Genomic DNA, 14584 nt, shown 5'->3' on the forward strand with positions numbered 1-14584 from the left:
GCCGGGCTAGGGCTGAAAGGCCCGCGCGGCCTGCGGCGCGGCGGGAATCAGGCGGTCGGCGCGGCACCGGTCGAACAGGCGGAGGAAGGAGTCTTCCGTGCGGCGGTACCCGGTGAAACCCGCCAGACGGCTCTTGCTCATGTCGGTGACGACTTCGAGGTTCCGGCCCAGATCACCGTCGGTGTGCCACCAGGAGGCGAGCCGTGCGAGGTCGGGTTCGGCCAGCCCATGGCGGGCGGCAATGTCTGCCCAGACCCGCTCCTTGCCGAGCATCTGTTGTTCCAGCGGGCGGGGTTGCCCGGAGTACCCAACGGGCTCGACGCCGAAATAGGCGGCCAGCGCGGGCCACATGCGCCGCCAGCGGAAGATGTCGCCGTTGACGATGTTGTAGGCCTGGTCGCCTACCCCGTCGGCGGTGGCCGCCCAGATCATGTGTTCTGCCAGCAGCCCGCTGTCCGTCATGTCCGTGAGGCTGTTCCACTGCGTTTCGGAGCCGGGGAAGATGAACGGTTGCCCGAGTTCCCGGCAGATGGACGCCTGGACGGCGAGCGTGAGACCCATGTTCATGGCATTGCCGACCGCATGCCCGATCACCGTATGTGCGCGGTGCACGGACCAGCCGAAGCCCTGCTTCCCGGCGGCAGCCCACAACTCGTCCTCCTGGGCGTAATAGAAGTTGGGTGTCGGCAGCCTCGGCTCGCTTTCGCGGAAGGGCGTGTCCGGCATCTCCCCCGCCGCGTACGCTTCAAACGGGCCCAGATAGTGCTTCAGCCCGGTCATGAGGGCCACATGCTTCACCGGATGGCCGCTGAGGCTGGCGAGCAGGTTCCGCAGCATGGCCGCGTTCGTCTCGATGTTTTCCTGTTCCGTGTTCATCCGTGACCACGCGGTGTAGAACACATGGGTCGGCCGTTCGCCGGCCAGGGCTTCACGCAAGCTCTCCACCGAATGCAGATCCGCACTCACCTGGCGGACATCGCCGCGCCGGATCCGGCTGCGGGACAGCGCCACAACGTCCCAGCCCTCATCGGCGAGCCTGTCGACCAGGGCCGAGCCCGCAATCCCGGTGGCCCCAACCACCAGGGCAGTCTTGGTCTCAACGGTGTCTGAACTGCTTCGCACGCCATTCCTCCCGGTACTGTCCCGCTGCCTGGTTCTCTGGCTGCGCGGTGACCGGCCCCTTCATGCGGGCCGGCCTGGCCTGGACGGGTCTTCCCCGCCCCGCTCCAGCGTCTCATGCCGGTGCGGGGACGGCCCGCCGGCGCCACGTAACCTGCACCCGCACGGGCCTTCCCGGGAGGGGTCCGCAGTAGGATGCAAATAGTGGAAGAAGCGTGAAGATAACGCGAATGCTAAGGCAGGATATCCGTGAAACTCTTGCTCCGGTATCCGCTGGTTGCGGGCACGATCGCTGCCCTGCTCGCGGTGCTCATACTGCTCCTGTCCGGGCAGCCGCTGATCGCGCAGATCACGGCCAGCGTCTATGCCCTGGCCGTGGCGGCCTACCTTGCCGTCGGCATGGTGCGCCGGCTGATGGGCGGCCAGTGGGGCATCGACATCCTGGCGGTCACCGCGATCGTCAGCACGGTCCTGGTGGGCGAGTTCGTCGCCTCCATGATCATTGTCCTGATGATGGCCGGCGGCACAGCCCTCGAGGATTACGCCGCCGGCCGGGCCAAGAAGGAACTGACGTCCTTGCTGGAGCGAGTCCCGCAGACCGCCCACCGGGAACGCAACGGCAACTCCGCCGGAACCCACACAAACGGCACCAACGCCGGAACCGCCGCCAACGGCACCCACGCCGGCGGCCAGCACGAGGATGTTGCCGCCACCGACGTCCAAGTCGGCGACATCCTGCTGGTCAGGCCGGGTGAAGTGGTGCCGCTGGACGGAATCCTGCTCTCTGAATCCGGCACCTTCGACGAGTCCTCCCTCACCGGGGAAAGCCTTCCGGTGGAGCGGGTCGCCGGCGACGCGCTGATGAGCGGTTCCCTCAACGGCGAGGCCGCGGTCCGGATGCAGGTCACGGCCCTGATGGAGGATTCCCAGTACAGCCGCATCGTGGCCCTGGTCAAGGAAGCATCGGAGAGCAAGGCACCCATGGTGCGGCTGGCCGACCGGTATGCCGTACCGTTCACGGCCCTCGCCTACGCCCTCGGCGCTGTCGGCTGGATCATCAGCGGAGACCCCGCCCGGTTCGCCGAAGTGCTGGTGGTGGCCACTCCCTGCCCGTTGCTGATCGCCGCCCCCGTAGCGTTCCTCGGCGGCATGAGCCGGGCGGCGAGAGGCGGCATCATCGTCAAGTACGCCGGTGTCCTGGAGCAACTGAGCCGCATCAAGACGGCCGCCTTCGACAAGACGGGCACCCTGACCTACGGCCGGCCCGCCCTGGTCGGTGTGCGGACGTCCGGGTCCCTGACCGAGGACCAGGTCCTGGGTCTGGCGGCCTCCGCCGAACAGTATTCCTCCCATGTCCTCGCCGCCTCGGTGATGGACGCGGCACGGAACCGGGGCCTGGTCTTCGAAACGGCAACGGAAGCCACGGAATTCGCCACGCACGGCGTCCGTGCGCGCTTCGACGGCCGCGACGTGGTGGTCGGCAAGCCCAAGTTCGTCGCGGAATCGGCCGCCGGCGTCGTGGAGACGGAACTGGCCAGCGGCGAACTCGCCATCTACGTGGGCGTGGCCGGGGAATTCGCCGGTGCCCTGGTGATGAGCGACCCGATCCGGCGGGAAGCCCGCCGGACCCTGACCGAACTGGAATCGATGGGCGTCACCCGGACGGTCATGCTGACCGGCGACGCGCTCGCCACCGCCGAGCACATCGCCGACGAGGCCGGACTCACCGATGTCCGGGCCGAGTGCCTGCCGCCGGACAAGGTCGAAGCCGTCCGGTCCCTGCCCCTCCGCCCGGTGATGATGGTCGGCGACGGCGTCAACGACGCCCCCGTCCTGGCTGTCGCCGACGTCGGAATCGCGATGGGCGCGCGCGGTTCGACGGCGGCCGGCGAGTCAGCCGACGTCGTGATCATCCTCGATGACCTGTCCAAGGTGGCCTCCGCCGTGCGGATCGGCCAGCGCACCGTGAGGGTGGCGCTGCAGAGCATCTGGATCGGCATCGCCCTGAGCGTGGCCCTGATGGTCGCCGCGGCCGCCGGATACGTCCCGGCCATCGCCGGCGCACTGTCCCAGGAACTGGTGGACCTGGCCACGATCCTCAATGCGCTCCGCGCCCTCAGCGCCGGCAGGAAGGGTGCCGGAACCAAGGGGCCGGATACCAGGAACAAGGGGCAGAGGGCTGCCGGCGGCGCTACCGGGGCGGTGGCTGCTTCTCGGCTTCCGCGATCCGCGGAACAGTCCTGAGGTAGCTGTCCGGGTTCAGCGAGATCGAGTCGATGCCCTCGCTGACCAGGAACGCCGCGAACTCCGGGTGGTTGCTGGGCCCCTGGCCGCAAATGCCGATCTTGATTCCGGCGGCGTGGGCCTCGCGGATGGCCTGGCTGATCATCGCCATCACGGCCTCATCCCGCTCATCGAAGAGTGCGGCCAGCCGCGCCGAATCCCGGTCCACGCCCAGGACCAGCTGGGTGAGGTCATTGGAGCCGATCGAGAAGCCGTCGAAGCGGGTGGCGAACTTCCCGGCAAGGACCACGTTGGACGGGATCTCGCACATCATGTAGACCTGCAGGCCGTTCCTGCCCCGGACCAGGCCGTTCTCCGCCATGACGGCGAGCACCTTGTCCGCTTCCTGCGGGGTCCGGCAGAACGGGATCATCACGATGATGTTGCCGAAGCCGAGCTTCTCCCGGACCCGCTTGAGCGCCAGGCATTCGAGGGCGAAGCCCTCGCGGTACCGCTCGTCGTAGTAGCGCGAGGCGCCGCGGAAGCCGAGCATCGGGTTCTCCTCCGGTTCCTCGAAGGCGGAGCCGCCGATCAGGTGCGCGTACTCGTTGGTCTTGAAGTCGCTGAGCCGGACGATCACGGGCCGCGGATAGTACGGCGCGGCGATCTTGGCGATGCCGAGGGCCAGGGCGTCCACGAAGTATTCCTTCGGGTCCGCGTAGCCGCTGGTGAGGGCACGGAGCTGTTCGGCGTCCTCCGGGTCGGTGACCCGTTCGGGGTGGACCAGAGCCATCGGGTGGACCCGGATCAGGCCGCTGATGATGAATTCCATCCGGGCGAGCCCGACGCCGTCGGCGGGCAGCCGCCACCACTGGAAGGCGGCCGCGGGGCTGGCGATGTTGACCATGACTTTGGTGCGCGTCTCCGGCAGCTCGCCGAGGTCCACCTCCTCGGTCTCATAGGCGAGCAGGCCCCGGTACACGCGGCCCTCATCCCCCTCCGCGCACGAGATGGTCACGGCCCGGTCCTCGGCCAGGACGGCGGTGGCGTTGCCGGTGCCGACGACGGCGGGGACCCCGAGTTCGCGGCTCACGATCGCCGCGTGGCTCGTGGGGCCGCCGCGGTCGGTCACGATGCCGGCCGCCCGTTTCATGATCGGCACCCAGTCCGGGTCGGTCATTTCGGTGACCAGGATGGCGCCGTCGCGGAAGTTTTCGATGTCCGCCGCGCTCCTGATCACACAGGCCGTGCCCTGCGCGATGGAGTCGCCGATCGCGGCGCCGCGCGCCAGCACGGTGCCGTGTTCCAGCAGGTGGTGGAGGGTGAACCGGGAGCCGGTTTTCTGCGACTGGACCGTCTCCGGCCGGGCCTGGACCATAAACAGCTCTCCGGTCACGCCGTCCCGGGCCCACTCCATGTCCATCGGGCGGGCGTAGTGCTCCTCGACGCTCACCGCCCACCGCGCCAGCGCGAGGATCTCGGCGTCGTCCAGCACGAACGCGCGGCGTTCCGCTTCCGAGGTGTCCACCATCTTGGTCCGCGCGTGGCCGCCCCGGCTGTAGACCATCTTCCGGTCCTTGGAGCCGAGGGTCTTCTCGATGATCGGACTGATTTCGTCCCCGGCCTCCGCCAGGAGCGGCTTGAACACGAGGTATTTGTCCGGGTTGATGGTGCCCTGGACCACGGTTTCGCCCAGGCCCCAGGCGGCGCTGACCACGGCCACGCGGGGAAAGCCGGAGTCGGTGTCGATGGAGAACATCACCCCGGAGGCGCCGACGTCGGAGCGCACCATGCGCTGCACCCCGATCGAGAGTGCGACGTCGAGGTGGTCAAAGCCCTTGACCTCGCGGTAGCTGATGGCCCGGTCGGTGAACAGCGAGGCGTAGCAGCGGCGGCAGGCGTCCAGGAGTTCCCGCTCCCCGGCGATGTTCAGGAACGTTTCCTGCTGGCCGGCAAAGCTCGCGTCGGGCAGGTCCTCGGCGGTGGCGCTGCTGCGGACCGCGACCGAGAGGCGGTCCTGGCCTGCGCGCTCCCCCAGTTCCCGGTAGTGGGAGCGGATGGACCCGGCGATGTCCTCGGGGAACTCACTGTCCAGGAACAACTCCCGGATGGCCTCCCCGGTGGCGCGCAGCGACGTTTCGCCTACGCGGTAGGACAGGATCCGCGCACGCATCGCGGCCTCGATCCCGTTGGCCGTGAGGAACCGGCGGTAGGCGTCCGCGGTGGTGGCGAAGCCGTCCGGCACCCGCACGCCCTTGGCCTTGAGGGACTGGATGAGTTCGCCGAGGGAAGCGTTCTTGCCGCCCACCTGCGGGACATCACCCATGCCGATCTCTTCGAACCACAGCACCGGGGAGTCAGCCATGCACCCATCCTGTGGCGGCATGGCTTTCGGGGTCAGAGTCTTTGGACCTTGGTGGCCGGTGTGGCCCGGCGGTGCCTTGCGATCTTGTACAGCCAGTCCGCGAGCAGCACCCCCGGAATGGCGGCGAGCGCCACGGCCAGGCCGCCGGGCGACGGCGGGGCGTGGCCCAGCAGGGCGGCCAGCGGTCCGAGGAACAGGAACACCGCCAGCAGCCCCAGTTCGGCCAGCACCGCCCAGACCAGCAGCCGGTTGCTGAACCAGCCGAGCCGCCACGGCGGCACGGAGGCGCTGCGACATGCGAACGCATTGGCAAGCTGGGCCAGGACCACAGTGGTGAACGCGGCGCCGGAGGCTGCCATCAGCACGTCCGACGGCGGCAACTCGGCCCCGGGCGTCCAGCCGGCGCCGAGCAGCACAGCCGTGTACGCCGTCATTTCGAAGAGTGCCTCCACCGGGCCCAGCAGCCCGAACACCCGGAACATCAGCGCCTTGTCCATCAGGTGCCTCCGCTCCGGCGGCCGTTTCAGGGTGCCCTTGCTCGGGGCCTCGCTGCCCAGTGCCAGCGCCGGGAGCAGGTCCGTGCCGATGTCGAGGGCGAGGATCTGCAGCACGCTCAGCGCCAGCGGGAAGCGCCCGCCGGAGAGTGCCCAGATCACGAAAGGGGTGAGCTCGGCGACGTTGTCCGTCAGGTGGTAGGTCAGGAAGCGCCGGATGTTCGCGTACGTGGCGCGGCCCTGCTCCACCGCGGCGATGATGGTGGCGAAGTCGTCGTCCAACAGCACGAGGTCCGCCGCCTCGCGGGCCACGTCCGTGCCGCTGAGCCCCATAGCCACGCCGATGTCGGCCTGCTGGAGGGCCGGGCCGTCGTTGACGCCGTCGCCGGTCATCGCCACGACGTGGCCGCGGTGCTGGAGCAGGCGGGCCACCCGGAGTTTCTGTTCCGGGGTGACGCGGCTGACCACGACGCCGTCGCGGTCCAGCAGCGCGGCCAGGACGGCGTCGTCCTCGGGCAGGCTGTGTCCCTCCAGCACCAGCTCGGGTGAGCCGATCAGCCCGGTCTCCCGGGCGATGGCGGCCGCGGTGAAGGCGTGGTCGCCGGTGACCATGGCCACCTTGATGCCGGCCTCGCGGGCCACCTCGAGGGCCACGCGGACCTCGGCCCGGGGCGGGTCGTGCAGGCCGATCAGCCCCAGCAGCGTCAGGCCCCTCTCAACCTCCTCGAGCCTGAAGCTGGCGCCCGGCCGGCCGGGCAGGCTCCGCTCGGCCACCGCAAGTACCCGCAGTCCGTGCGAGGCCATCTGGTCGACCATCTGCAGGGCGTGGCCGGCGCCATCCCCGCCGCATAGCGGAATCACGGACTCCGGGGCACCCTTGACGAAGAGTGTGGTGCCAACGATCGCGGATTCCCGCAGCCTGCGGGGATCGAAGGCGAATCGGTGCGACACCTCGGGATCATCGGGTTGCTCCCCCGGATCTGCCAGCCGGGCAGCCAACGCGGCTATGGCCGCCTCCATCGGGTCGCCTTCGGCGATCCACTGCCCCTCGTGGAGCACCGCGCGGCCCACGGAGGCGGCCAGCGCGGCGGTGCTGAGGTGACGCGCCTCGGCGGGTCCCCGCCCGGTGACTTCAGCCTCGGGTCCGTAGCCCGCGCCGATGACGCTGAGCAGCCCGGCCGGGGTCCAAACCTCGACGGCGTTCATCCGGTTCTGGGTCAGCGTGCCGGTCTTGTCGGTGCAGATGAAGGTGGTGGAGCCGAGGGTTTCCACAGCTTCCAGGTTCCGGACCAGTGCGTTGCGCTGTGCCATCCGCTGCGCGCCGACGGCCAGGGACAGCGTGACCGTGGGCAGCAGGCCTTCGGGCACCAGTGCCACCATCACGCCGATGGCAAACAAAAAGGCGTCCCGCCAGGAGATGCCGACCAAGAGGGAGAGCACGAAGAACAGGACGCCAATGCCCATAGCCATCGCGGCGGTGATGCGGACGATTCGTTGCAGTTCCAGTGCCAGCGGGCTCTGCGGAGCTTCGACCTTTCCCGTCAGGGCTGCGATTTCGGCGAGCCGGGTGTTCCCGCCGGTGCCCACGACCACGCCTTCAGCCTGGCCGTTGACCAGGAAAGTCCCGCCAAAAACTGTGTCGCCGGGGGTCTTGGTGAGCGCCTCGCTTTCACCCGTGAGCATCGATTCGTCCACGGAACAGCCCGCCGTCACGGCCAGCCGGAGGTCCGCCGGGACCCGGTCCCCGGCAACCAGCAAGACCGCGTCGTCCGGGACGAGCTCGGTGGTGTGGACCTTGATGACGCGGTTGTCCCTGCGTACCGAGACCATGGCCGGGAGCAGCTCGCGGAGCTTGGAGGCCGCATGCTGGGCGCGCTCCTGCTGGATGTAGGCGAAAATCCCGTTGACCAGGATCACGACGACGATCGCGATGGCCAGTTGCGGCATACCGGCCAGGTAGGCCAGCACGGAGGCGCACCACAGCAGGATGGCGAAGAAGTGAGTCAGTTCGGCCAGCAGCCGCCGCCAGCCGGGGATGGTTCCGGTCTCCGGCAGCTTGTTCGCCCCGAATTGAGTGAGCCTCCGCGCCGCCTCCGCCGAGCTCAGGCCTGACGCGGCGCTGACTGCCCCGGAGGTTGGCCCGCCGGCGGCAGGCACCGGAGTCACTGCTGCCTGGGGCCGCTAAGGCGAAGCACCGTAAACGGGCCCCCGGTCAGGTAGCTCATGGATCGAGCGTGCTCCCGGGTCGCTGCCGCCGGTTAGGGCCAAAGGTCACGCGGCAACAGCCCGTAAATCGTCGGCGTTCCGTTGTGTCCCCGTGGTTGGCTGGAAATTCAGGACATTAGACTCAGGGCATGTCAGATCATGGGGGGATCCGGACTCAGCGCGGACGAGTCCTGTTTGTTTTGACCGCACTCCTGATCCCGCTGGCCGGGTGCGAGTATGACGGCCCGGCTGAGGGGCCAGCTCAATCTTCCCAGCAAGCTACGGAGCCAGCTCGCACACTCGCAGAAAACATCGGTGAAGTGGCCCGCTTGCTGGCTGCGTCCTCAACGGACCCCGGCATGCCGTCGGAAGCGGAGCCCGCTGGAAAACTGTCCTTGGTTCTTGCCCCCGGGGACTATACGGTCACCGGCGCCTGCGCAGGCGTGTACGGCGCCAAGCTGACGCTTGTCAGAGGCGACGAGGGGCTTCCGAAGGCTACGGAATTCAAGTGCGACGCCACGCTGGAGCGATTCCTCAGGCATACCGGCGGCCCCATCACCATCAGCGCGGTCCCGGCATCGGGGAGGCCAGCCGCAGCCGGTCTTACCCTGGGGCCCAACACTGACCCGCAGGCTTCAGCGCTGGAAGATTTGACCGAGTGGGCCTCGCAGAAGCTGAAGCCCGAGCTGCCGGGAGAGCTGGGTGGCTTCACTGCTTCGGGTTCTCCCACCGGCTTCGGGACGTCTGCCGAACCTGGCACCTACGAACTGCACTTCCTTTGCGAGGGACCACCCAAGGCCGGGTTGTCCGTATCCACCTGGGCGGGCGCCGAAGTTCTCGCCCCAGTTCAGGTTGACTGCAACGGGGACATCTTTAGGGCGACCGTGCAGCTGGGCACCGAGGGAGCAGATCTCAAGATGGACCCCGGCAGTGGCCCAGCCGCCCGCTACGCCTTCAGGCTCGTTCCGTCCACCTAGCTTGGTCCTGGTCTTGTGCAGCCTTGAGGCGGGGAAAGAGCGCCTCGGCATTGCCGCGGTCTATCGACGCGCGCAATGAGGGGGCCATCGGGTAATGCTCGTACTGCATGTTCAGGAAATCGATCCCCGGCGACGGGGCAAACGGGAAGTCAGTGCCGTATGTGATGCGACCAGGATCGGCGACCTCGAGCAGGCTGGGCAACGCCGCCGGGCTGGCGGACAGCGCGACGTCGTAATAAAACCGCCGCAGGACGGACTGCTCCTTATCTGTCAGCGCCGCCAGCGCGCTGAGGGCCAGGTCCCTATTGCTAAGCATCGTCAGCAGGATCCTGTAGGCGATGTAAGGCACGAAGCCGCCCGCGTGGGCGAGGATGAACTTGATTCCCGAATACTTCTCCATCGCACCGGACAGGATCAGGCTGAGAGCAGTGCGGGTGGTATCGAGCAGGAAAAAAGCCAAACCGCTCTGGCCGCCCGGCCACCACCTCGGCGCTGTACTCGTTGACCTCCCGCGCCCACTGCCGCGTCTCCACAGCGTCCCCGAAGTACACCCCGGGCGTGGACAGCGACAGGATGCCGGTCTGCACGTCGTGCCTGTCCATGAACTTCATTGCTGAACGTTCGGACCACGACGGCAGACTTAAGCCGCCGGACCGGATGCCCTTGTCGTGCATCCAGCGTGCGTAGCCCGGCGGAACGATGTGCTGGTGTGTGTCGATGCGGTACGGCCGGCTCATCCGGATCCTTGTCCACGTGCCCGTCGCCTTGATCCGCCGGACCCAAAAGATCAGCGGATGTGAACAATCTACTCGCTGGACGCACCCCGGGCACGGGCCGCGCACCGCTGGCCGGTCCCTGAATCTGCGTTGTGCCAGCTCCTGGGTGTTCCGTTCTGCGTCGGGATGTACTCAGGGCCGCTTCTGGATCTGGTCTGGGGTGGCCACCCAGACGGTCCGGGTGGCGCGGGGTTCCAGCACGACGTCGTCGGAGAGCCGTTCCAGCAGGTCTTCGACGGCGTCGCGGTCGTCCGCAGTGAGGGCCGCCAGGTGCGCGAAGCGGGCGAACCACTGCCGGGCATACTCCCGTGCCGCCGGGGTCACGGGGGCGATGGCCGTCACCTCGGACCGGGTGACGCCGAACCCGGCGGCCTCGATGACCGGCGTCCAGTTCGGGTGATGGTTCCACCCCTCGGCCGCCGCAGCGGCGTGGCAGCGCTGCTCCAGCAGGGCTGCCCGCGGATGGCTCATAAAACGCGGCAGGGCGGCGAGCTCGACGACGGCAAGGATCCCGCCCGGCTTCAGTGCCCGGCGGACCCCCGACAGGAGCCGGGCGGTGTGGGCGACGTGGTGCAGCGAGGACGATGCCCACACCAGGTCAACCGGCGCCTCGGCCAGCGCAGGGAAGCCGTCGTCGAGGTCGGCCTCGACCACGGCGAAGCCCTGCCCGCGCAGCAGCTCGAGCATCTGCGGGTCGTTGTCGACGCACGTCACAGCAGCGTCCGGGTACCGCCCGCGCAGCAGCCGGCTGCCTGCGCCCGTGCCGGCGCCGAGGTCAACGACGCTGCGTGCAGCCGGCACCCCGGCCAGGTCCAGGACGGCTGCGAGGTGGTCGCCGAACACCTCGGCATCGAGGTCGAGGACGCGGTGCTGGTCATGACTGCCGGACTGCTGGTGGGACTGGTGGTGGTCCCGCGTCTGGTGAAGGTGATCCATGCTCGTTACCTTGCTGCTGTGGCCGCAGCGTCTATGCCGGCTGTCTCTTGCCCATCATCAAGGCCATGGCGTCGGTGATCCAGCACGGTCTTGGAGACGGCTGCCTCCGAGGCGGCCGAGAAGGCGCCGAAACGCCCCTCAACGGCCCAGCGGGTTTCCTCGTCGATGAGGTCGGCATTGATCCTTGCGCCGGCCATGACCCCCTCGGCCGCCGCGGTGATCACTTGGGCCATCAGGTTGGAGACATTGCCCCCGGCATACACTCCGGGGACGGCGGTCGCACCCATGGCGTCGGCCTCGATGAAGTGTCCGGCCCCGGACGGGTGCACCTGGGGGCGTAGCCCAAGGGACGCGAGAAGCGCGGACCTGGCCTCCATCCGTGTTCCGACAGCCAGGGCCTGCAGGCCGAACGAGGCGCCCTGGCGGAGCGTGAGCCCCGTGAGGACGCCGTCGACAGCGTCGACGGACGCCACAGCCCCGTCGACGACCGCTATGGACCGGGCAGCGAGCTTGTCCCACTCCTCGTCAGCGGGTTCCACAGTGTCGTTGAGGAAAAGGGTGACATCCGGGGACCACTGCCTGAACAACAGCGCCTGATGGACGGACAGCGGACCGGTGCCCAGCACTCCGATCCGTTGCCCGCGGATTTCCCAGCCATGGCAGTAAGGGCAATGCACAACGCCCTTTCCCCATTGCTCCCGCAGCCCGTCAATGGGAGGCAGCCCGTCTGTCAGGCCGGTGGTGACGAGGAGGCGTCTGCCGGTGAACCGGCGGGCATCTCCGAGAATCACCTCGAATCCCTCGGGGGTCCGACGTGCCGAAACGGCGTCGCCGTCGATGACCGTTCCTCCGTAGGAGTGCACCTCGCTGCGTCCGATGGCCAGGAGTTCCCCGGGGTTCATTCCGTCCCTCGAAAGGTAACCGTGCACACCCGCCGCGGGTGCGTTACGTGGGGTTCCGGAATCGATGACCAGCACCGAGCGCAGCGCCCGGCCCAGCGTCGTGGCGGCGCTGAGTCCCGCCGCGCCGCCGCCGACGATCACAACGTCATACCGTGTGGGGTCCATATGGTTTGTCCTTTGTCGCGTCCTGAAAGTTCGCCGCCGGCGCCCTTTGGCGGTTAATCCAGCTTGCATCGCACTATGACGTTTTGACAAACATGATTGCCGTTATGGCAAGATCGGGGTATGGAAAATGAGCTTGACGATGTTCTCGGGGCGGTCGGCCCCCGGCTTCGGGCACTCCGTACGGAACGGAACCTCACCCTCGGAGATGTGTCCGCCGCATCCGGAGTATCGGTGAGCACCCTGTCCCGCCTCGAATCCGGCCAACGCCGGCCAAACCTCGAACTCCTGCTGCCCCTCGCGAGGTTGTACGGTGTTCCCCTCGACGATCTGGTCGGCGCCCCGCCCACCGGGGATCCGAGAATCCACCTGCAGCCGATCACCCACGCCGGCATGACCGCCGTTCCTCTCACGCGCCGCCCCGGCGGATTGCAGGCCTTCAAGATGGTGCTCGACGGCGATGCCCGCGGGGCAGAGCCCGACCCTCGCGTGCACGAAGGCTACGAATGGCTTTACATCCTCAACGGACGGCTCCGCCTGGTGCTGGGCAACAAGGACTTCGAACTTCGCCCCGGCGAAGCCGCTGAATTCGATACCCGCACACCGCACTGGTTCGCCAGCGCTGACGGCAGACCCGTCGAATTCATCAGCCTGTTCGGGCAGCAGGGCGAGAGGATGCACGTACGCGCGCGGCCCAAGACCACGTAGCCGAAAGGTCCGGTTGTCTGCCGACCAGGACTTAACTGTGGAGTATCTCCGGCTCGGTGTCCGATGTAGCGGCATTCGGTAGGCTGAGGCCAACATTGTCTTCGATGCAAACGCGGCCGGGCCTGGAGCCGGAAGTGGCTGGGTTTGTGTCGATGACTTCCATCGAGATGCCGACAGGGACTGCTGATGTTTGGGTTGAGTCGGTGACGCGCTCCGTCAGGTGGGGGCGCGCCTATTTCGCCATGCAGGCGATTGCCGGTTTCGCCTGGTGGATCGCCGTTTTCGTGTCGCCCGTGGTGCGCGAGGCGACCCTCGGTAATCTCGACCCGATCGCAGTGGCGGTCTTCGACATTCCACTGTTCGTCGTGGCCTCGGCCGTGGCGGCATTTGGCGTCAGGGCTGCCGCGGTGGTGAGCACCGGCTGGACGGGCGTCGTCGCCGTCGCGCTGGCGTTTTATGCCACAGTCACTACCGAGGCGGGCTGGGGCGTCCTGGTCATGGGTGCCGCCACCGCAGGTTCGCTGATCGCTCTTTGCCTTGTCTTGTTGGGGCGCGTGCCGACCGCGTGGATTATCGGCGGTCCGTTCGGGTTCCGTCCCGCGAGCAGCCGCCCGAAAGCTGCAGCCCATGTGGCTTCAACATTCGGTCAGATCGTCCTCTTCTGGGGGTTCTTCCTAGCGGTGGTTCCTTGGGCCATAGTGTTTTTCGAACAGCGCTGGGGCGTGGCCCTCCCGTTTCCATTGTTTGCGGGTCCTGTCGGTGCCGCGGTTCTTGTACTCGCCAGCGCTCTTGGCATCTGGTCGGCAGTAGTGATGTCGGCACTTGGGGATGGCACGCCGTTGCCATCGGCGATGCCCAACCGCCTGGTCATCGCCGGTCCGTACCGCTGGATTCGTAATCCCATGGCCGTCGCGGGCATCGTTCAGGGCGCCGCGGTGGGCATCATCCTCCAGGCCTGGCTCGTCGTCGCGTACGCCGTCGTGGGCTCGCTGGTATGGAACTACGCCGTCCGGCCGCTCGAGGAATCCGACCTCAAGAAACGGTTCGGCGACGAATTCCAGCAATACCGCGACACGGTGCGCTGCTGGATACCCCACCTGTCGAAGACTCAGCGCGGTGGTTCAGTTGGGAAGTGAGCGCACCACCCGGGCAGGCGAGCCCACAACAACGGAGTTTTCCGGTACGTCCTTTGTCACTACGGACGCAGCCCCCACGACGGCATTATCACCAATCGTCACGCCCGGCAGAATGGTGGCGTTGGATCCGATCCACACATTGCGGCCAACGACGATAGGGGCCGGGTGCATGTCCGTGCGGCGGCTCGGCATCAGGTCGTGGTTGAGTGTGGCCATCACCGTGTTGTGCCCGATCAGGCAGTCGTCCCCGATGACGACACCGCCCTGGTCCTGAAACTTGCACCCCGAATTGATGAAGATCCGTTTTCCGAGGGTGATGTTCTTCCCAAAGTCGGAGTAGAAAGGCGGGAAGACCGTTACGGATTCGTCAACTGGCTTGCCGGTCAGCTGGGCCAACAGCTCCCGCACCCGCTCCGGTTCCTGATATCCGCCGTTAAGCTCTCCGGTAATGCGCAGGGCATCCTGGCTTGCCCGGTGCATGAGATCATGCCAGGGCGAGTCCCCCGTGATGGTCCGGCCGGCATTAAGCATTTCAAGGAGATCGTCGAGTTCCATGGTGCCCTTTCAGTCCGACGGCAACA

Annotated in this window: 11 protein-coding genes; 4 read left to right on the forward strand and 7 right to left on the reverse strand. The window is 67.6% G+C overall.

Features of this window, described 5'->3' with window-relative positions:
* Nucleotides 1-6: 6 nt before the first annotated feature.
* Nucleotides 7-1122, reverse strand: a complete 1116-nt coding sequence (locus AC1DF4_RS04370) for an SDR family oxidoreductase (protein ID WP_476911723.1) — start codon at nt 1120-1122, stop codon at nt 7-9.
* 246 nt (nt 1123-1368) lie between these two features.
* Here AC1DF4_RS04370 and AC1DF4_RS04375 point away from each other — a divergent pair, with 246 nt between their 5' ends.
* Nucleotides 1369-3363, forward strand: a complete 1995-nt coding sequence (locus AC1DF4_RS04375) for a heavy metal translocating P-type ATPase (protein ID WP_476911724.1) — start codon at nt 1369-1371, stop codon at nt 3361-3363.
* Here the strand turns inward: AC1DF4_RS04375 and ppsA are convergent.
* Nucleotides 3311-5707: a phosphoenolpyruvate synthase gene (ppsA, locus tag AC1DF4_RS04380; RefSeq protein ID WP_476911725.1), complete on the reverse strand. Its 2397-nt coding sequence runs from the start codon at nt 5705-5707 to the stop codon at nt 3311-3313. The two genes, AC1DF4_RS04375 and ppsA, sit on opposite strands and share 53 nt — an antisense overlap.
* A 32-nt stretch (nt 5708-5739) precedes the next feature.
* A complete protein-coding gene (locus AC1DF4_RS04385; RefSeq protein ID WP_476911726.1) occupies nt 5740-8367 on the reverse strand; it encodes a cation-translocating P-type ATPase in 2628 nt (875 codons plus the stop codon).
* Between the two features lie 359 nt (nt 8368-8726).
* Between AC1DF4_RS04385 and AC1DF4_RS04390 the strand changes: the two genes are divergently transcribed.
* Nucleotides 8727-9383, forward strand: a complete 657-nt coding sequence (locus AC1DF4_RS04390) for a hypothetical protein (RefSeq protein ID WP_476911727.1) — start codon at nt 8727-8729, stop codon at nt 9381-9383.
* Here AC1DF4_RS04390 and AC1DF4_RS04395 read toward each other — a convergent pair.
* From AC1DF4_RS04395 to AC1DF4_RS04405, 3 genes are all read right to left on the reverse strand, one after another.
* Nucleotides 9361-9843, reverse strand: a complete 483-nt coding sequence (locus AC1DF4_RS04395; RefSeq protein ID WP_476911728.1) for an amidohydrolase family protein — start codon at nt 9841-9843, stop codon at nt 9361-9363. The genes AC1DF4_RS04390 and AC1DF4_RS04395 overlap by 23 nt on opposite strands.
* A 448-nt stretch (nt 9844-10291) precedes the next feature.
* Nucleotides 10292-11095 carry a class I SAM-dependent methyltransferase gene (locus AC1DF4_RS04400; protein WP_476911729.1) on the reverse strand — a complete coding sequence of 268 codons (804 nt, stop codon included), beginning with the start codon at nt 11093-11095 and terminating at the stop codon, nt 10292-10294.
* Between the two features lie 5 nt (nt 11096-11100).
* On the reverse strand, nt 11101-12162 hold the full coding sequence (locus AC1DF4_RS04405; protein ID WP_476911730.1) for an NAD(P)/FAD-dependent oxidoreductase: 1062 nt from the start codon (nt 12160-12162) through the stop codon (nt 11101-11103).
* A 120-nt stretch (nt 12163-12282) separates the two neighbouring features.
* On the opposite strand from AC1DF4_RS04405, the gene AC1DF4_RS04410 reads away from it, so the two are divergent.
* Together AC1DF4_RS04410 and AC1DF4_RS04415 are read left to right on the forward strand one after the other, a co-directional pair.
* The gene (locus AC1DF4_RS04410; RefSeq protein WP_476911731.1) at nt 12283-12867 is read left to right on the forward strand and encodes a helix-turn-helix domain-containing protein; all 585 of its coding nucleotides are present in this window, start codon (nt 12283-12285) and stop codon (nt 12865-12867) included.
* Nucleotides 12868-13109: 242 nt separating this feature from the next.
* Complete coding sequence (locus tag AC1DF4_RS04415) at nt 13110-14003, forward strand: methyltransferase family protein (RefSeq protein ID WP_476912183.1); 894 nt, start codon at nt 13110-13112, stop codon at nt 14001-14003.
* On the opposite strand, the gene AC1DF4_RS04420 is transcribed toward AC1DF4_RS04415, so the two are convergent.
* On the reverse strand, nt 13989-14558 hold the full coding sequence (locus AC1DF4_RS04420; RefSeq protein ID WP_476911732.1) for a sugar O-acetyltransferase: 570 nt from the start codon (nt 14556-14558) through the stop codon (nt 13989-13991). The genes AC1DF4_RS04415 and AC1DF4_RS04420 overlap by 15 nt on opposite strands.
* Between the last annotated feature and the right edge of the window lie 26 nt (nt 14559-14584).

The organism is Arthrobacter sp. 05N429 (assembly GCF_056397045.1).

What these genes read in the sequence shown, in the direction of transcription:
- ppsA (WP_476911725.1), bottom strand. Translation starts at nt 5,707, where the DNA reads ATGGCTGACTCCCCGGTGCTGTGGTTCGAAGAGATCGGCATGGGTGAT.
- AC1DF4_RS04415 (WP_476912183.1), top strand. Translation starts at nt 13,110, where the DNA reads ATGCAGGCGATTGCCGGTTTCGCCTGGTGGATCGCCGTTTTCGTGTCG.
- AC1DF4_RS04420 (WP_476911732.1), bottom strand. Translation starts at nt 14,558, where the DNA reads ATGGAACTCGACGATCTCCTTGAAATGCTTAATGCCGGCCGGACCATC.
- AC1DF4_RS04400 (WP_476911729.1), bottom strand. Translation starts at nt 11,095, where the DNA reads ATGGATCACCTTCACCAGACGCGGGACCACCACCAGTCCCACCAGCAG.
- AC1DF4_RS04410 (WP_476911731.1), top strand. Translation starts at nt 12,283, where the DNA reads ATGGAAAATGAGCTTGACGATGTTCTCGGGGCGGTCGGCCCCCGGCTT.
- AC1DF4_RS04405 (WP_476911730.1), bottom strand. Translation starts at nt 12,162, where the DNA reads ATGGACCCCACACGGTATGACGTTGTGATCGTCGGCGGCGGCGCGGCG.